Genomic DNA, 17,480 nt, shown 5'->3' on the forward strand with positions numbered 1-17,480 from the left:
GACCTGGTCAGGCTGCGGGCGCCCCTGCACCTCACGGCAGCAACGTAGTCCAGCACAGCGGGTGATCGGCAGTTATCACGACCTATGCTCGCCCGCGTGGAGCACGCGCGATTCGGGGACCTCGTCCTCACCGAGCCCACCGCGGTGACCCACGACCCAGCCGACCTCGACCGTGGCGGCGTGTGGGGCGTCGTCGTCACCTTCGAGGGTGAGCTCACCGCGGTCCGCTTCGACCGGGTGGCGAAGGGGGCCCCACCGCCGACCGGCGCATGGTTCCCACCCACGGGCACGTGGTCCTCCTCGATGACGAAGGGGGAGTACGTCGCGGGGGTCGAGCGGATCCGTGAGCACATCGCCGCGGGCGACGTCTACCAGGTCAACCTCTGCCGGGTGATGTCCGCACCCCTCCCGCCGGAGGCGCACCTGCCGTCCCTGGCACCTCTCCTCGAGGCGGGCAACCCGGCCCCGTACGCAGGGGTCGTGCACATCCCTTCGGCCGGGCTCGACGTCGTCACCGCCTCGCCCGAGGCGTACCTGCTGCGCGACGGCGACCGGATCATCTCCCGCCCGATCAAGGGGACCGGCCGCGTCCCCGTGGACCTCGGTGCCAAGGACCACGCCGAGAACGTCATGATCACCGACCTCGTCCGCAACGACCTCTCCCACGTCGCGGTCCCCGGCACGGTCGACGTCGAAGCACTCTGCGCGCTCGAGGAGCACCCCGGTCTGCTCCACCTCACGAGCGACGTCGCGGCGCGCCTGCGGCCCGGCACGACGTGGACCGAGATCCTTGAGGCGTCCTTCCCGCCCGGGTCGGTCAGCGGCGCCCCGAAGTCTTCCGCGCTGCGGATCATCGGCGAGCTCGAGCCGACCCCGCGCGGCCCGTACTGCGGCGCCATCGGCTGGGTCGACGCCGACACCGGGACGGCCCGCCTGGCGGTGGGGATCCGGACCTTCTGGGCCGAGGGCCAGGGCGAAGGGAGGACCCTCCGCTTCGGGACCGGCGCCGGCATCACCTGGGGGTCCGACCCCTCCTGCGAGTGGGACGAGACCGAGCTCAAGGCGGGCCGGCTCGTCGCCATCGCCTCGCGGTCAGTCGAGGGCCAGGGCCAGTCGTAGGCCGGACGAACGTGGGCCGCGCCGAGGTCGAGGTGGGGGCGACGAGACCTATCAGTGGATCCGGTTGTCGCCCTCCGGGCACAGCCGCAGCCACCGGAAGCCGTAGCCCTCGAGGGTCAGGGTCACCTGACCCCCCTTCGCCGCGGTCGTGCGGATCGGCTCGCCGGACGACACGAGGTCGACGAGCGGCGTCCCCTCCTCGAGGTCCGGCACGGTGAGGGTTAGCTCGACCGGCTCGTCGGCGAGGTTGTGGACCATGACCGTGGCCCAGTCATCGACCCGGCAGACGTGCGCGAGGACCTGCCTCGGGGTGCCCTTGAGGATCTCGACCGTCGACCACCCGATCTCGGGTGACTGGCGGTAGCGCTGGATGAGGGTCTTGAAGAAGTGCAGCAGCGACTCTGGGTCGTTGCGCTGGTCGGCGACGTTGATCTGCTCCGGGCCCCACACCCCCGTCGGCATCGGGCGGCGGTGCTTGCGTACGGGTGCGCGCGAGAAGCCGCCGCCGGGCTCGGGCGCCCACTGCATCGGTGAGCGCACGGCGAGCCGACCGGGGATGTCGAGGTTCTCGCCCATGCCGATCTCCTCGCCGTAGAAGAGCACCGGAGTGCCCGGCAGGGAGAACATCAGCGAGTACGCCATCCGGATCCGCCGCTGGTCACCGCCGAGCATCGTCGGCAGCCGGCGCCGCAGGCCACGGTCGAAGAGCTGCATGTCGGGGTCGGGTCCGAAGGCGTCGAAGACCTCCTGGCGCTCGTCCTTGCTCAGCTTGTCGAGGGTCAGCTCGTCGTGGTTGCGCAGGAAGTTCGCCCACTGGCTGACGCGGTCGAGCTTCGGGCGCTTGCGCAGCGTCGCGGCCAGGGGGTGGGCGTCGCCGCGGGCGAGGGAGAGGTAGATCGACTGCATCCCCATGAAGTCGAACTGCATCGTCAGCTCGTCGCCGTCGGTGCCGCCGAAGAACTTCTTCTGCTCCGCGAAGGGGACGTTGACCTCGCCGAGGAGCATGACGTCGCCCCCGCGGTGCCCGACGAAGTTCGCGAGGTGCCGCAGGAAGTCGTGCGGGTCGTACGGCGGGAAGTGCTGCTCGGCCTTGGGCAGCGCGTCCTCGGCGAAGAGGAAGGGCACCGCGTCGACCCGGAAGCCGGAGACGCCGAGCTCGAGCCAGTAGCCCATCGTCCGCTTGATCTCCTCGCGCACCGCGGGGTTGGCGATGTTGAGGTCGGGCTGCGTCCGGTAGAAGTGGTGGAGGTAGTACTCCCCGGTCTTGTCGTCCTTGGTCCAGATGGAGTCCTCGGCGTCTGGGAAGACGACCTCCTTCGAGGTGTCCGGCGGGGTCGATCGGCGCCAGACGTACCAGTCGCGCTTCGGGTTGTCGAGGCTCTTGCGCGACTCCTTGAACCACGGGTGCCGGTTCGAGGTGTGGTTCATGACGAAGTCGATGATCACGCGGATGCCGCGGGAGCGGGCGAGCTGGATCACCTCGACGACGTTGCCGGGCGTGCCGAGCCGCGGGTCGACGCCGTAGAAGTCAGTGATGTCGTAGCCGTCGTCGCGGTCGGCGGTCGGGTAGAAGGGCATGAGCCACAGGCAGGTCACGCCGAGGTCGGCGAGGTAGTCGATGCGCTGGGCGAGCCCCGCGAGGTCGCCATGGCCGTCCCCGTCGAGGTCGAGGAAGGTCTGCACGTCGCAGCAGTAGACGACGGCGTTCTTCCACCAGAGGTCGGCGGTCTCCGTGAGGTTCATCGGGTCTCCTCGGTCGACGGTCCGGGCGAAGGGGTATCTGCCGGGGGTGTGGGGGAGAGGGCGGGCAGGACGTGCTCGCCGAACGTCTCGAGGTAGTCGTGCTGGTCCTGCCCGACGAAGTGGAGGTAGAGCTCGTCGTAGCCGAGCTCGAGGTACTCCTGGAGCCACTCGACGTGCTGCGCCGGCTCGTGGCTCACGAGGACCGAGCCGCGCACCTGCTCGGGGGTGATGTGCTCGCTGATGGCGTCGAACCCGGCGACGGTGTCGACGTCCCAAGAGATCGGCGGACCGACGACGTTGGACCGCCACTGGTCGTGAGCGATGGCGAGGGCCGCGTCCTCGGTTGGCGCCCAGGAGAGGTGGACCTGCAGCCGGGCCGGGCCGCGGCCGCCGGCGTCGCGGTAGGCGGTCAGCACGTCGCGCAGCCGCTGGACCGGCTGGTTGACGGTGATGAGCCCGTCGGCCCAGTCGGCGTGCCGGGCGGCCGTCCCCGGGGTGACGGCCGGACCGACGAGGTGGGGGACCGGGTCGGCGAGGGTCCACAGCTGGGCGCGGTCGGCGGTGACGTGCCCGTCGTGGCTGACCTCCTCGCCGGCGAGGAGCCGCCGGATGACGCCGACGCACTCGCGCAGGCGTTCGTCGCGGATGCTCTTGCGCGGCCAGCCGTCGCCGGTGACCCGCTCGTTGCTCGCCTCGCCGGAGCCGAGAGCCGCCCAGAAGCGGCCGGGGAACATCTGCCCGAGCGTCGCCATCGCCTGGGCGATGATCGCCGGGTGGTAGCGCTGGCCGGGGGCGTTGACGACACCGAAGGGGAGGTCGGTCGTCGCGAGCGCGGCGCCGAGCCAGCTCCAGGCGAAGCCCGACTCGCCCTGACGCTCGCTCCACGGGACGAGGTGGTCGCTCGACATGCCGGCGGTGAAGCCGACCCGCTCCGCGTGCTGCACGTCGGCGAGGAGCTGCCGGGGGCTGATCTGCTCGTGGCTGCAGTGGTGACCGATGACAGGCATATACCCAAGACACCACATCTCATCCCGTAGGTGGATTCGTGACGTCGGAGCGATCTGGAAGAGTGAGGGCATGAGCGAGGGAGTGCGGGTGTGGGTGGACGGCACCCTCATCGAGTCGGGGGGCCTGGCGCTGTCTCCGATCGACCACGGGGTGACCGTCGGGGACGGGGTCTTCGAGACCATGAAGATCGTCGACGGACAGGCCTTCGCCCTGACCCGTCACCTGCGCCGGTTGGACCGCAGCCTCACCGGGCTCGGGCTCGAGCCGGCCGATCACGACCACATCCGCGAAGGGGTGGAGGCCGTCCTGGCTGGCGACGCCATCCCCTTCGGCCGGCTGCGGGTCACCGTGACCGCGGGGGCCGGTCCGCTGGGCTCCGACCGGGGAGACGCAGCGATGACCTACGTCGTCGCCGCCGGCGCGGCGCCCCGACCGACACCGACCGTGCGCATCGCCACCGTGCCGTGGACGCGCAACGAGACCTCCGCCGTGGCGGGACTGAAGACCACGTCCTACGCGGAGAACGTCGTGGCCCTCGCGCGGGTCAAGTCGCTCGGCGCCGCTGAGGCGCTCTTCGGGAACACCAAGGGTGAGCTGTGCGAGTGCACGGGCAGCAACGTCTTCGTCGTCCTCGACGGGGTCGTGCGCACCCCGCCGCTGGAGTCGGGCTGCCTCGCCGGGATCACGCGGGCGCTAACGATCGAGTGGGCGCGCGAGGCGGGCATCGAGGTCCGCGAGGAGGCGATGCCGCTCGACGTCGTCCACCGCGCCGAGGAGGTCTTCCTCACCGGGACGACTCGCGACGTGCATCCGGTGGCGGCAGTCGACGACCGTGAGCTCGATGCACCTGGACCCGTGACGGCTCGTCTTGCCGAGATCTTCGCGCAGCGCGCGTCTGAGCGGCTGGACCCGTGAGCGTGGCCGACGCGACCCACGCCGCGGCGGAGGGGGCTGAGGACACCCGGGGGAGGGGTCTGGATGAGGCCGGCAATCGTCGCCCCTACCTCGAGATCCGCCGCGACCAGCACGACCTCGTCAAGGAGGAACTCCGCGAGCGCTTCGGGGACAACCAGCGCATCGACCCGTCGGAGGACCCGATCGCCTGGCGGCGGGCTATCCGGACGAACCCCGTCGTCGGGCCGCTCTACCGGGTGCTCGTCGCCATCCTGGGGCTCGCGCTGATCATCGCCGGCATCCCGATGGTCCCGCTCGTCGGCCCAGGCTGGGCGGTGATCTTCCTCGGGCTCTTCCTGTGGAGCACCGAGTTCATGTGGGCCCGGCGGGTGACGCAGTTCGTCAAGGCGGAGGTCAAGACCTTCGACCAGTGGGCCCGGCACCTGCCGTGGAAGATGAAGATCCCCCTCGTCCTCGCCTCCATCGCCTTCGGCTGGTTCTGCGCCTACCTCGCGCTGACCTTCACCGGCGTCCCGGGATGGACCCCGGACGTGGTCGAGGAGTACCTGCTCATGGTCCCGGGGCTCGAGCCCACCTAGCCCACGGTCCCTGAGGTGCGACGAGCTCTGCGAGGAGCCTCGAAGGGCGGGGCGATGTGACGAAGGGGGAGCCCGCCAGGTACTCTGCAGCGGCACCGAGGACGTATAGCTCAGCTGGTTAGAGCGCTCGCTTCACACGCGAGAGGTCAGGGGTTCGAGTCCCTTTACGTCCACCAGCCAAGAAGCCCGAGATTGGGTCGAGGGCGGACCCCTCGAGCATCTGTTCCCACAAGGCCACAGCCCGGCCCAGAACTGCATGAATGCCTGCGTCCACGAGTTCTCGCCGCTGCTCAGCCAGGGCGACGCTGCGTGCCAGACGGGTGTCGGTGTGAGGGGCGCTGGCGGTGTTCATCGAGCGGGTCCCTCGACGGAGACCGCGGCTTGGGCGGGGGACTCTTGATGGGGCTGCGAGCGGCCCAGCCGCGCCTGCGCGTCAGCGGTGACGCACTCGGCTTCGGTGGTGACCTGGGCGATCCTGACCTCGGCCCGGTCCACCGTCCTGCCGAGGTGTCGCTCATCGGCCTGGGCCCGCCCGAGGTCGTTGCTGACCATGCTCAGCGACCCGAACGTCACTGCGGGGATCTGTTCGATGCCTGCCGCATGAGTGCTCGGAGAGCGGCCGTTCCCAACACCGTAGGCAGCCGAGTAGAGGTGCTCCGAGGCGGCTGTCGCCATGGGCAGAGCGAGGTCGACGACCTCGCCGACAGCGGCAGTGCGGGCCTCCAGCGCGGCCAGGCTGACGGCGGTCGGCCCTTCCAGCCCCCCGCGCTCCACCCGCTCCAATGTTCGCCTGGCGTCCTCGATCGACTCACTGGCCATCTTCAGGTGCGATGCGATCTCCACGCCGACGGATGCCGCCGAGTCACACAGGCGCCCGACGTGGCTGAGGTCCTCGGGTGCAACTGACTGCATCCAGGCATCGGGGCTTACACCCCGCGCAACCAGCTCAGCCTCCGAGAGAGCCGTCGCGGCCGCCGACACCCCCCTGTGGAGATCATCCAGAGCCAGGCGGGCCAAGGTCACCTCCCGATGGGCGTCACGCAGAGCCCAATCGGCCTGCATCAACTCCCGCTCACTCATCGCCGGTCCCGGCCTCAACTGGGTCAACCAGAGGCCCTATTGACTGCTCCATCTCATCGATGAGCCTCAGCGTTTCGAGCAGGTGCCTTCGCACATGCGAGACCAGGTCGAAAGTGGATTCGGTGACATCGGCCATCGCAACCTCCTAACAGCAGTGGCTGACCCCGGATGGGCCTGCCCTACTGACGAAAGCCCGCGGTGGCGGTCCCGGCGTTCACGTTCACATCCGGCACCGCTGTCTGACCACATCGGAGCTGGACGAGTGAGGGCGAACCTCTACCGTGAACAGCCATCTGGAGGCCCTGGCTCGGACCTCACGGGTGTCGCACGCGGCCTTTGACAGGCCATCCAGGGACGCGGACAGTTCGCGCTCTTGCCGAAGAGCGTGTGTCCTGTGTCCGGGTCCGAACCGACAGGTTCATCGGGCTGGCAGGGTGACCGTGAAGGCGGATCCTTGGTCGGGTCCTGGGCTTTGGGCCGTGAGGCTGCCTCCGTGTGCGTCTGCGATGGCTTTGCTGATGGTCAGTCCGATGCCGGATCCGGTGCGGTCCCTGGTGCGGGCTGAGTCGCCTCGGTAGAAGCGTTCGAAGGCGTGGGTGAGTTGTTCGGTGGTCATGCCGTCACCGTTGTCCGTCACGGTGATGGTCACCTCGTGGTGATCGCGGCCACCGCTGATGGTGACGGTGCCCCCGGGTGGGGTGTGGCGCAGGGAGTTGGCCAGGAGGTTGGTGAGGATCTGACCGATGCGGCGGCGGTCGACGGTGACGATGAGGGCGGCAGTGGAGTCGGTGTCGATCTGGAGGTTGACGCCCTTGGTGCTGTAGTGGTCGCGCATTCCGTCGTAGGCGGACCAGAGCAGGTCGGTCAGTGGTACGTCATGTAGGTCGAGGGCGAGGCGTCCTTCTTCGGCGGTGGAGACCTCGGTGATGTCCTCGGCCAGCCGAGTGAGCCGGTCTGTCTGCTCGGTCAGGGCGGCGAGGGACTCGGGGCCGAGTTGGACGATCCTGTCGTGCAGGCCTTCGTGGTAGGCGCTGAGGGTCGCGATGGGTGTCCTGAGCTCGTGGGCGAGGTCGGAGAGCATGCGTCGCCGGGTGTCCTCGACGCCTTCGAGACGTGCGGCCATGTCGTTGAAGGCGTGGGCAAGGGTCTCTAGCTCGGTGCCTGACCCGACCTGTGGCACCCGGGCCTGGTAGTGCCCTCGGGAGAGTTCGCGGGCGGCGGCGCTGATCTGGTCCAGGGGCCGGCGGAGGCGGCGGGTGAGGTACCAGCTGACGGCGGTCGCGGCGAGCAGGGAGATGAGGAGTGCGCCGCCGACGGAGATGAGCGAGGCGTCGCGGTAGGCCATCTCGATGTGGACCAGCTCGGGTGAGTTCTCGGCGTGGCCGGCCTGGAGCAGGTGGTCGTGGAAGAGCGGGGGGCCCACGACGGTGGCGACCAGCGCCGCTGTCAGGGCTCCGGCGAGCAGGACGAGGGTCTGTCCGGCCAGGAGCCGTCCGGCCAGTCCGCGGGGTCGTCGCAGGCGCATGGGGCGCGTGGTGGTCATCCTGGTCCCATCCGGTAGCCGACGCCTCGGACGGTGGTGACGTACCGGCCGGTGTCGGGGTTGTCGCCGAGCTTCTTGCGCAGGTGGGCGATGTGGACGTCGACGAGGTGCTCGTCGCCGACCCAGCCGCCGCCCCAGACGTCGTCGATGAGCTGGCGGCGTGAGAAGGCCATGCTCGGGCGGGAGGCCAGGGTCATGAGCAGATCGCGTTCGGTGGGGGTCAGTGCTACCGGCTCGCCCCGAAGGTGGACCTGCAGTGACGAGGGGTCCACCGAGAGCTCGCCGAACACGCGGGGGGGCTGGGCGTGATCCTGTGCGGAGGAGGCGGTCCGGGGCCGGCGCAGGACGGTCTGGACGCGCGCGACGAGCTCGCGGACGCTGAAAGGCTTGGTGACGTAGTCGTCGGCTCCGACGGAGAGTCCGATGAGGGTGTCGATCTCGTCGCTCCGGGCGGTGGCGACGATGACGTAGCAGTCGCTGAAGGTCCGGATCTGGCGGCAGACCTCGATGCCGTCCAGGCCGGGCAGGCCGAGGTCGAGGATCACTACCTCGGGTCGGGACTCGCGGGCCGCCTGGACCCCGGCAGGCCCGGTGTGGGCGATCAGGGTCTGGTAGCCGGCGCGGGCCAGATAGGCGACGACCATGTCGGCCAGAGGCTTCTCGTCCTCGATGACCAGGACGGTGGCCGGCGTGGTGGTGGGGCTTGTGCTCACCCTTGTGAGTCTTCCCCACGACCCCGCTGGCGACAGCCTCTAGGGGCTGTCCTCGGGTCATCTTCGTCAAACCTCAATCACACGACCATCCGACCTTGAGGCGGGGCTTCGAGGCTGGACCCGTGCCGGGCAGCTCAGCTCGGCCGGACCGGGAAGGAGCCTGCTGATGATGTGGGGACACGGTGACGGGATGACGTGGTGGATGTGGCTCTCGATGGGGGTCGGCACGCTTGCGTTCTGGGTCGTGGTCGTCCTGGCGGTCCGGGACCTGCTCCCGGGCCAGAAGAAGGTGGCGTATCCGCCGCCGCGGCCGGAACCGCTGACTCTGCTTCAGGAGCGACTGGCCAGCGGGGAGCTCAGCCCGGAGGAGTACGAGCAGCGACGTCGTCTCCTCGTCGACGGTCACTGACCAGCTTCAGACACGTTGAGAGAGGCATCACGACAATGCACGCACTGACCCGACGACACGTTCTCCTGGGTGGGCTGGGGGTGGCGACGACAGCGGCCCTGACCGCCTGCGCGAGCGGTGAAGGCGCGTCCAGCACCTCGACGCGCGCCTTCGGCTCCCCCAGTCCCGTCTCGCCGGCAGCGGGCCAGAAGGTCGTCGAGAAGTCGCTGACGGCCCGGCCCGTCACCCTGGACCTGGGAGGACGAACGGTCAGCACGTGGGCCTACGGTGACGCAGCACCCGGTCCCTTGGTTCGGGCCACCGCAGGGGACCTCCTGCGGGTCACCCTGGACAACCAGCTGCCCACCGACACCTCGATCCACTGGCACGGCATCCGGCTGCGCAACGCCGCCGACGGGGTGCCGGGTCAGACCCAGGACCCCATCGCTGCTGGATCGAGGTACGTGTACGAGTTCACCGCCCCCGACCCCGGCACCTACTTCTTCCACCCTCATGTCGGTGTCCAGCTCGACCGGGGCCTCTACGCGCCGATGGTCATCGACGACCCGGACGAGCCCGGCCGCTACGACGCCGAGTGGATCCTGGTGCTCGACGACTGGATCGACGGCACCGGCACCAGCCCGGACGAGGTCCTGAAGAAGCTCGTGGCCGACGGCGGCCCCGCCAACGGCCCCATGGGCGGCATGGACCACGGCTCCATGGGTCACATGGGCGCCGACCCCTGGGGAGATGCCGGTGATGTGACCTACCCGCTGTTCCTGATCAACGGGCGGCCACCGACCGACCCGGAGGTCCTTCGGGCCAAGCCCGGGCAGCGGGTGCGTCTGCGGATCATCAGCGCCGCCTCCGACACGATCTTCACCGTCGCTCTCGGCGGGCACCGGATGAGCGTCACCCACACCGACGGGTGGCCGGTCGAGGCGACCGACGTGGACGCTCTCTACATCGGGATGGGCGAACGCTACGACGCGATCGTCACCCTCAAGGACGGGGTCTTTCCCCTGGTGGCCAGGCCGTTCGGCAAGACCAGCGGCGGCCAGGCCATGGCCCTGGTCCGCACCGGGAGCGGGGCCGCTCCCGGTGCGGGCACCAGCCCGGACGAGCTGACCGGGCAGGTCCTCATCGGCTCCGAGCTGCAACCTGCGGCCTTAGCAAAGCTGCCGCCCCGGGAACCGGACGCCGAAGCACAGCTGACCCTCAACGGCTCGATGAAGCCCTACCGGTGGGGCATCAACGGCGCACCGTTTGGAGAGAACGAGCCCTTGACGGTCAAGGCCGGTCAGCGACTCCGGATCAACGCGACAAACATGACGATGATGACCCACCCGCTGCACCTGCACGGGCACACCTTCGCCCTGCCCTCCGGGCTGCGGAAAGACACCGTGCTCATGGCCCCGATGCAGTCCTTCGCCATCGACCTGGACGCCGACAACGCCGGGGACTGGATGATCCACTGCCACAACATCTACCACGCAGAGGTCGGGATGATGATCGCCCTGAACTACGTCTCATGAGACGCCCAGTCCTGATCGGGGCAGCAACGCTCGCAGCCGTGGCGACCCTGTCGGCGTGCTCGTTCGGGGACGGCCCCGAGCGGCAACGATCCGCGCCCACGACGCAGCCCACGTCCGTGTCGGGGTCTCCCACGGCGGCACCAGCCCAGCCGCTCGCCATCACACACATCCACGCGATCACCCGGGACCCCAAGAGCGGCGAGCTGCTGCTGGCCACCCACCAGGGCCTCTTCCGCCAGGTCGACGGACAGCTGCGCAAGGCCGGCCCTGTCATCGACCTGATGGGCTTCGCCGTCGGATCCGACGGGACCTACTACGCCTCCGGGCACCCCGGTGTCGGAGTCGACCTGCCGCAGCCGGTCGGACTGATCACCTCCACCGACGGCGGCGCCTCCTGGGAGGTCGCTTCCCGAGGTGGAGAGTCCGACTTCCACGCCCTGACCGCCGGCCCGGGCACGGTGACAGGCTTCGACGGCGCCCTGCGCACCACCACGGACAACAAGACCTGGACCACGCATCCGATCCCGGCACCGCCACGAGACGTGGCGGCCGCCCCCAAGAAGGGGACCCTGCTGGCCACGACGAGCTCCGGACTGCTCACCAGCACCGACGGCGGGCAGTCCTGGACCACGCTGGCACCGCCCGAGCCCGCGGTCCTGGCGGCATGGGCCGACGACACAACCGCCGTCATCGCCACCACCAGCGGCAGGCTGGCCACCAGCAGCGACGCCGGATCGACCTGGACCCTGCACCCGGACAGCATCGGCACCACCGAGGCACTCTCGGCCCACCGGACCTCGGATGGGCAGCTGGAGATCCTCGCCGTCGTCGACAACAAGGTCATCCGCACCACCAACGCCGGCGCGAGCACGGAGACCCTCGTCCAGTAGCCCCGAGAACCTTGACCCGTCCTCCATCAGGTCTCAACGCAGCCATGAGGTTCATGAACGACGCTGAGCTGATCCGAGCCAGCACCAAGGAGCCGGCACCTTCGAAGGAGAGCAACGTGAAGATCGAACGCAAGAACCCCGCCGCTCACGGCCACGCGCCGCTTCCCTCGAGCTCGCCGGTTACGGCCCGCGACCAGGACGCCGTCAACCCGCCCCCGGCGCGCCACTCCCACGGATGGCTGATGTGGCTGATGTGCCTGCCCATGCTCATCCTCGTCGGCGCTCTCATCATCACCGGTGGCCTGGGCGCCAGCGGGCTGCTCTTCGCCCTCGCCTGCCTGGCCATGATGGCCGTGATGATGCGGTGGATGAACCACGGAGGCGACGGCGGGGGTCAGTAGTCCCGGCCGCAGCATGGACCTTGACCGAATCTCAACATGACCACGGCAGGACCATCACGTTCGCGGTGAAGGCTCGAGCACACCAACGACTACAGGAGATCCCATGTCCAGCCTCACCAAGCGCGCCTCGCTGCTGGCAGCAGCAGGAGCCCTGACCGTCGGCACGCTCGCCGCCTGCTCGAACACCAGTGACGACTCCATGCGCGGCATGGACCACAACGCCACCCCCATGAGCAGCAGCACCAGCGGCGCCACCACCGGCAGCAGCTCGGACGCTGCCAGGCAGGGAGATGTCATGTTCGCCCAGATGATGATCCCCCACCACGAGCAGGCCATCGAGATGGCGGACATCGCCCTGTCCAAGTCCAGCGCCTCCAGCGAGGTCGACGCGCTGGCCACCGAGATCAAGAAGGCCCAGGACCCGGAGATCACCACCATGCGTGAATGGCTGACCTCGTGGGGTGCCCCGACCTCGGCACCGACCGGCATGGACCACGGCAGCGGCATGATGAGCGAGACCGACATGGAGGAGCTCAAGAGCGCCGAGGGCAAGAGCTTCGACCAGATGTGGATCACGATGATGATCAGTCACCACAAGGGCGCAGTGTCCATGGCCGAGCAGGTCCTGACCACCACCGAGAACCCGGAGGTGGAGCAGATGGCCAAGGCGATCATCAAGGCCCAGAAGTCCGAGATCGCCACCATGGAAGACCTGCTCTGACGACATCCACCTGCCACGGGGAGAGACCATGACCGAGCACCAGCACCAGCACCAGCACCAGCAGGGCGATCACGCCCCCGCCGAGGTCCTCGTCCAGGACCCGGTGTGCGGGATGAGCATCGACCCAGCGACCTCGCTGAGCACCGAGCACGACAACCGCCTGTACCACTTCTGCTCGGAGCGCTGCCAGGCGACCTTCACCGCGGACCCGGACACGTACACGGATGCAGCGCCTGGCAACGCCGCCCAACCCTCGCCGCCGCAAGCCGCCGACGACGAGGCCGTCGAGTGGACCTGCCCGATGCACCCCGAGATCCGCCGGGACGCCCCAGGAGCGTGCCCGATCTGCGGGATGGCCCTCGAGCCAGTCACGATCAGGGCCGACAGCGGTCCCAGCCCAGAGCTGGCCGACATGACCCGCAGATTCTGGGTCGCCACCGCCCTCACCATCCCCGTCGTCTTCCTCGAGATGGGACGCCACTTCATCCCATGGCTGCACGAGAGGATCCCCGGCCCGACAGCCATCTGGCTGCAGCTCCTTCTTGGCACACCCGTGGTCCTGTGGGCAGGCTGGCCGTTCTTCACCCGCGGCTGGGCATCGGTGCGTAGCCGCAACCTGAACATGTTCACGCTGATCGCGATGGGAACCGGCATCGCATGGCTGTTCAGCATCGTCGCCACCCTCTTGCCTGGCATCTTCCCGGACTCGTTCCGGAGCGAGGACGGGACGGTCGACGTCTACTTCGAGGCCGCGGCCGTCATCACCACCCTCGTCCTGCTCGGGCAGGTTCTCGAGCTGCGCGCCAGGGAACAGACCTCGGGAGCCATCAAGGCCCTGCTGGACCTGAGCCCGAAGACCGCTCGCCGCATCACCAGCGACGGCCGTGATGAAGAGGTGCCCCTGGACCAGGTCCAGCTCGGGGACCGACTTCGAGTCCGCCCCGGTGAAGCAGTCCCCGTCGACGGAACCGTCGAAGAAGGCCGCTCAGCGGTCGACGAATCCCTGGTCACCGGCGAGTCGATGCCAGTGACCAAGGAAGACGGAGACACCGTCATCGGAGGCACCATCAACGGCAGCGGCGGGCTGGTCATGGTCGCTGAGAAGGTCGGACGCGACACCATGCTCGCCCGCATCGTGGCCATGGTCGCCGACGCACAGCGATCCCGCGCCCCCATCCAGCGCATGGCCGACAAGGTCTCGGGCATCTTCGTGCCCATCGTCATCGCCGTCGCCGTTGTCGCCTTTATCGCCTGGGCAGTGCTCGGACCCGACCCCAAGCTCGCCCATGCGCTCATCGTCGCCGTGGCCGTGCTCATCATCGCCTGCCCCTGCGCCCTGGGACTGGCCACACCCATGTCGATCATGGTCGGCGTCGGCCGCGGCGCCAGCCTCGGGGTCCTGATCAAGAACGCCGAAGCCCTCGAACGCATGGAGAAGGTCGACACCCTCGTCGTCGACAAGACCGGCACCCTGACCGAAGGCAGACCGACCGTCACCGCCGTGGTCACCACCGACGGGCGCAGCCAAGAGGACCTGCTTCGCATCGCGGCCGGAGTCGAACGCGCCTCCGAGCACCCCCTGGCACAAGCCATCGTCGCGGCCGCGAACGAGAAGAACCTGACTATCCCAGACGTCACCGACTTCGACTCCCCGGTCGGGCGAGGCGTCCTTGGCACAGTCGAGGGCCAGCGAATCACCATCGGCAGCGCCACCTTCCTCACCTCCGAGGGCATCGACGCCAAGGGCCTGAGCGAACGCGCCGACGACCTCCGCGGCGACGGGGCGACCGTCATCCACATCGGAGTCGACGGACAGCCTGCGGGCCTTTTCGCCATCGCCGACCCGGTCAAGAAGACCACGCCAGAAGCACTGAGCGCGCTCCGGAAGGAAGGCATCGACGTAGTCATGCTCACCGGCGACAACCGCGTCACCGCGCAGGCCGTCGCCAAGACCCTCGGCATCGAGCACGTCGAGGCCGAAGTCCTGCCCGACCACAAGAGCGACATCGTCAGCAAGCTTCGCGGCCAAGGTCACGTCGTCGCCATGGCCGGTGACGGCATCAACGACGCCCCCGCCCTCGCGGCAGCCGACGTCGGCATCGCCATGGGGTCAGGCACCGACGTTGCCATGGAGAGCGCCAGCGTCACCCTCCTCAAGGGTGACCTCAACGGCATCGTCCGTGCGCGACGCCTCTCCGAGAAGACGATGTCCAACATCCGCCAGAACCTGTTCCTGGCCTTCATCTACAACGTCCTCGGAATCCCCGTGGCCGCCGGAGTCCTGTACCCCATCTTCGGGCTCCTGCTCTCGCCGATCATCGCCGCAGCAGCCATGGCCCTCTCCAGCGTCAGCGTCATCACCAACGCGCTGCGCCTACGCAGCCAGAACATCACCTGACCACTAGAAGCGCACCGTGCTGCACCTGAGCACCGCCGCGAAAGACCACGCCGAAGGAGTGGTACCCAATGGAGAAGCCTCTGTGACGACTAAGGAGCCTGCCGCGAGTCTCGACCCCGCTTCAGCACGTGCACACCACGACTCGGGCTCCCGCACGGTGAGCCCACGCGGAGAAGCCCCGGACTCTGCACAGCCAGAACCAGACCAGTCAATCCATGCTCAACCAACAACGCACGTGTGGATCCTGGACGTACAAGGGATGCACTGCCAGAAATGCAACATGCGCGTATCCCAAACCCTCCAAGAGGTTAAGGGTGTAGCCAAGGTGGTCATTGACAACCCTCAGCGGCCCTCCACCCCCGTCCTCGTCACCGCCGCCCAACCGCTCACTCGTTCAGAGGTAGAAGCCGCGATCGAGTCCGCCGGCTTCAGATGCTCACACATCCCCGACGTGCAGCAGTGACACACCCCCCACAACCACTTGGCTGACACGCCCAAAGCGACGCGACAACTGCTCCCGCCACCCTCATCTGCCGCTGGCAGAGGTGGGCATACTCGCAGGGGTGCGGAAGCTGATCTCGACTGTCGACGAGTATCGCGCGCTTGCATCGATCGAGGATCGGCAGCGCCGCCGAGAGGCATGGGTCGATGAGTACGAAGCAGCCCACCCTGATGTGTTCACCACCTACTACTCGGCGTGGGGCGATCGGGATCGACGGGAAGCGGCCGCAGACGGCGCGCCCCGGCTGGTCGAGACCATCGTCGCTCGCGAGGCGAGGATGCGTTCGGTGCTCGCCGTGCTTGAGGACCGGATGGCACGGGCGGGAGTCGGTGTCGAGGGCCTCCAAACCGTGCTCCTGGTGGGCGTGAGCACCTCGAACGGTTGGGCAGCGATCAGTAGCGGAGTGCCCTCGCTGTTCTTGGCGTTGGAGCTTCTGACTGACGGTCCCGGTGACGAGGTCCTTGCGGTGCACGAGGCAATACACGCCGTCCATCAAGGCCGGGTCCGCGACGTGGAGGCCGTCCCTGAGACGGTGGCCTTCGCTCTGTACTGCGAGGGCCTTGCCGTGGCTGCGTCACGGCTTGCCGTACCGGGCTTGGCTGACAGCCAGTACCTCTGGTTCGACGCCGCTCACGCCGATTGGGTCCACGAATGCGAGTCACATTCGCACGGGATCCGATCATTCGTCGCCGACCACTTGGACTCGCCCGAGGATGATCCGGCGGTGGCTGGGGTGTTCCTCAATCGTCCCGTCGACGGTCTGCCAACGCGGTGCGGGTATTGGCTGGGAGACCAAATGATCAGCGACTGGCTGGCTGCAGGAATGGGGGTCGACGAACTTCTGGCCTTGCCACCGCGCACGGCCATCCTGCGCGTCCGGGAATGGTGCGACAGCAACGGCCCGTAACGCGCACTCTCATGCCGCAACCAGGCTGTCCGGCGGCTGGCAAGGTCTCCCGCGCTGACGCAGCGATAAGCATTCAGGCAAGCGCCCTTGGTGAACGGTCGCTGAACAACCGTCGGTTCAGCGACGGCGCAGAGCCGCCGCCGCTACCCTTCACACACTTCGGGGAAGGAGCGGGGACATGAGCTCACTCGCAGCAGTGGTGGCCACAGGCGTCCTTGTCCTGCTCGCCGTGATCGTCATCGGCGGGCTCGTCGCCCTGCTGTTCATCAGCAACTGGCCCGGCACCATCAAGACGCCGTCGGACCTTCGTCGCGCAGGAGACGAGCCTGATCCCGTGACCGCCCGCAACCACGGCGGGACCACCGGCCTCTACTTCTGACCGCCACGGGCCCGTCTGAACCGCACAACGTACTGATCTGCCGCACCTCGGCAGCCCGGGGTCATGCCGATGTCGCGGTCCCAGGGGGACGTGTGAGCGCCTCCACCGGCTCGACCGGCACCAGAGCCTGCACTCTGCTCGACAGGTCGCTGTCGACGGAGACCAAGGCGTCGGCCTGCAGGCGGGTGACGGCGACGTACTCCGCCTCGACCAGGTCAGCCCAACCCTGTTCCCGGGCGATCCGCCACGCGGTACGGCGTGAGACTCGGTCGCCGAGCAGCCGCACCTTGACCTCCGTCATCCGTTCTTCGAGAACGAGGGCCTCCTTCTCCGCCAGCTGACCGCGGCGCACCGCCTCCAACAGCCTCGTCAGCGCCTGGGATCGGATCGCGTTCGACGCCACCAACTGATGAGCGGAGTGGACCTCGAGATGCTCCGAGACGAGGTGGATCAGCGTGGGGGCATCGATGACGAATCTGGTCACCCGCCTACCGTATGAGTACAGGTCCGCTGCCGGTGCCCCCCGCTCGGCACCTCACTGCCCTTGCCCGCTGGCACCAGCATCCGCTCATGCCGCGCTTGGGGCTTGCACAGAGTCGCTGCCGCGGCGGGATGCTGGGTGTCGAAGGCGAATGCCTTGGTGGATGCGAGGGCGAAGGG

19 protein-coding genes and 1 tRNA gene are annotated in these 17,480 nt (G+C 68.5%); 13 read left to right on the plus strand and 7 right to left on the minus strand.

All coding sequences use genetic code 11. The annotated features are described in order from the left end of the window. Positions 1-84 precede the first annotated feature (84 nt). The gene (locus tag JNO54_RS09000; RefSeq protein WP_204143593.1) at positions 85-1,119 is read left to right on the plus strand and encodes a chorismate-binding protein; all 1,035 of its coding nucleotides are present in this window, start codon (positions 85-87) and stop codon (positions 1,117-1,119) included. 51 nt (positions 1,120-1,170) lie between these two features. On the opposite strand, the gene JNO54_RS09005 is transcribed toward JNO54_RS09000, so the two are convergent. Both JNO54_RS09005 and JNO54_RS09010 read right to left on the minus strand, forming a co-directional pair. Next, positions 1,171-2,862: an alpha-amylase family protein gene (locus JNO54_RS09005; protein WP_204143594.1), complete on the minus strand. Its 1,692-nt coding sequence runs from the start codon at positions 2,860-2,862 to the stop codon at positions 1,171-1,173. After that, positions 2,859-3,869: a TIGR03885 family FMN-dependent LLM class oxidoreductase gene (locus JNO54_RS09010; protein ID WP_204143595.1), complete on the minus strand. Its 1,011-nt coding sequence runs from the start codon at positions 3,867-3,869 to the stop codon at positions 2,859-2,861. The genes JNO54_RS09005 and JNO54_RS09010 overlap by 4 nt, the downstream gene beginning before the upstream one ends. A 70-nt stretch (positions 3,870-3,939) precedes the next feature. On the opposite strand from JNO54_RS09010, the gene JNO54_RS09015 reads away from it, so the two are divergent. The 3 genes from JNO54_RS09015 (at position 3,940) to JNO54_RS09025 (ending at position 5,539) form a co-directional block, all read left to right on the plus strand. Continuing rightward, the gene (locus JNO54_RS09015) at positions 3,940-4,785 is read left to right on the plus strand and encodes an aminotransferase class IV (RefSeq protein WP_204143596.1); all 846 of its coding nucleotides are present in this window, start codon (positions 3,940-3,942) and stop codon (positions 4,783-4,785) included. Next, positions 4,782-5,363 (plus strand): PGPGW domain-containing protein, encoded by a 582-nt coding sequence (locus JNO54_RS14795; protein ID WP_204143597.1) that lies wholly within the window; start codon positions 4,782-4,784, stop codon positions 5,361-5,363. The genes JNO54_RS09015 and JNO54_RS14795 overlap by 4 nt, the downstream gene beginning before the upstream one ends. Positions 5,364-5,462: 99 nt before the next feature. Next, positions 5,463-5,539: transfer RNA gene (locus tag JNO54_RS09025), tRNA-Val, on the plus strand. Positions 5,540-5,711: 172 nt separating this feature from the next. Here the strand turns inward: JNO54_RS09025 and JNO54_RS09030 are convergent. The 4 genes from JNO54_RS09030 to JNO54_RS09045 all read right to left on the minus strand — a co-directional run bounded on the left by JNO54_RS09030 (position 5,712) and on the right by JNO54_RS09045 (position 8,699). Then, positions 5,712-6,443 carry a hypothetical protein gene (locus JNO54_RS09030; protein WP_204143598.1) on the minus strand — a complete coding sequence of 244 codons (732 nt, stop codon included), beginning with the start codon at positions 6,441-6,443 and terminating at the stop codon, positions 5,712-5,714. Continuing rightward, entirely contained in the window at positions 6,436-6,579 is a 144-nt protein-coding gene (locus tag JNO54_RS09035) for a hypothetical protein (RefSeq protein ID WP_204143599.1), read from the minus strand. Before JNO54_RS09035 ends, JNO54_RS09030 begins: the two co-directional genes overlap by 8 nt. Before the next feature lie 282 nt (positions 6,580-6,861). Further along, a complete protein-coding gene (locus JNO54_RS09040; RefSeq protein WP_204143600.1) occupies positions 6,862-7,986 on the minus strand; it encodes a sensor histidine kinase in 1,125 nt (374 codons plus the stop codon). Then, positions 7,983-8,699, minus strand: a complete 717-nt coding sequence (locus tag JNO54_RS09045) for a winged helix-turn-helix domain-containing protein (RefSeq protein ID WP_204143601.1) — start codon at positions 8,697-8,699, stop codon at positions 7,983-7,985. The genes JNO54_RS09040 and JNO54_RS09045 overlap by 4 nt, the downstream gene beginning before the upstream one ends. Before the next feature lie 166 nt (positions 8,700-8,865). On the opposite strand from JNO54_RS09045, the gene JNO54_RS09050 reads away from it, so the two are divergent. From JNO54_RS09050 to JNO54_RS09090, 9 genes are all read left to right on the plus strand, one after another. Continuing rightward, on the plus strand, positions 8,866-9,108 hold the full coding sequence (locus JNO54_RS09050; RefSeq protein ID WP_204143602.1) for an SHOCT domain-containing protein: 243 nt from the start codon (positions 8,866-8,868) through the stop codon (positions 9,106-9,108). Positions 9,109-9,143: 35 nt separating this feature from the next. Next, positions 9,144-10,622, plus strand: coding sequence for a multicopper oxidase family protein (locus JNO54_RS09055; protein WP_204143603.1), 1,479 nt, complete (start codon positions 9,144-9,146; stop codon positions 10,620-10,622). Between the two features lie 116 nt (positions 10,623-10,738). Beyond that, on the plus strand, positions 10,739-11,512 hold the full coding sequence (locus JNO54_RS09060) for a F510_1955 family glycosylhydrolase (protein WP_307818140.1): 774 nt from the start codon (positions 10,739-10,741) through the stop codon (positions 11,510-11,512). Positions 11,513-11,628: 116 nt separating this feature from the next. Beyond that, on the plus strand, positions 11,629-11,913 hold the full coding sequence (locus JNO54_RS09065) for a hypothetical protein (protein WP_204143605.1): 285 nt from the start codon (positions 11,629-11,631) through the stop codon (positions 11,911-11,913). A 103-nt stretch (positions 11,914-12,016) separates the two neighbouring features. Then, positions 12,017-12,634 (plus strand): DUF305 domain-containing protein, encoded by a 618-nt coding sequence (locus JNO54_RS09070; RefSeq protein WP_204143606.1) that lies wholly within the window; start codon positions 12,017-12,019, stop codon positions 12,632-12,634. 28 nt (positions 12,635-12,662) lie between these two features. Next, on the plus strand, positions 12,663-15,032 hold the full coding sequence (locus JNO54_RS09075) for a heavy metal translocating P-type ATPase (protein WP_204143607.1): 2,370 nt from the start codon (positions 12,663-12,665) through the stop codon (positions 15,030-15,032). Between the two features lie 235 nt (positions 15,033-15,267). Next, positions 15,268-15,495: a heavy-metal-associated domain-containing protein gene (locus JNO54_RS15115; RefSeq protein WP_204143608.1), complete on the plus strand. Its 228-nt coding sequence runs from the start codon at positions 15,268-15,270 to the stop codon at positions 15,493-15,495. 100 nt (positions 15,496-15,595) lie between these two features. After that, the gene (locus JNO54_RS09085) at positions 15,596-16,441 is read left to right on the plus strand and encodes a DUF2268 domain-containing putative Zn-dependent protease (RefSeq protein ID WP_204143609.1); all 846 of its coding nucleotides are present in this window, start codon (positions 15,596-15,598) and stop codon (positions 16,439-16,441) included. Between the two features lie 178 nt (positions 16,442-16,619). Continuing rightward, positions 16,620-16,820, plus strand: a complete 201-nt coding sequence (locus JNO54_RS09090; protein ID WP_204143610.1) for a hypothetical protein — start codon at positions 16,620-16,622, stop codon at positions 16,818-16,820. Positions 16,821-16,881: 61 nt separating this feature from the next. On the opposite strand, the gene JNO54_RS09095 is transcribed toward JNO54_RS09090, so the two are convergent. Then, complete coding sequence (locus JNO54_RS09095) at positions 16,882-17,304, minus strand: hypothetical protein (protein ID WP_204143611.1); 423 nt, start codon at positions 17,302-17,304, stop codon at positions 16,882-16,884. Positions 17,305-17,480 lie beyond the last annotated feature (176 nt).

The sequence above is a fragment of the Janibacter endophyticus genome (assembly GCF_016888335.1).
GTDB classification, from domain to species: Bacteria; Actinomycetota; Actinomycetes; order Actinomycetales; family Dermatophilaceae; genus Marihabitans; species Marihabitans endophyticum.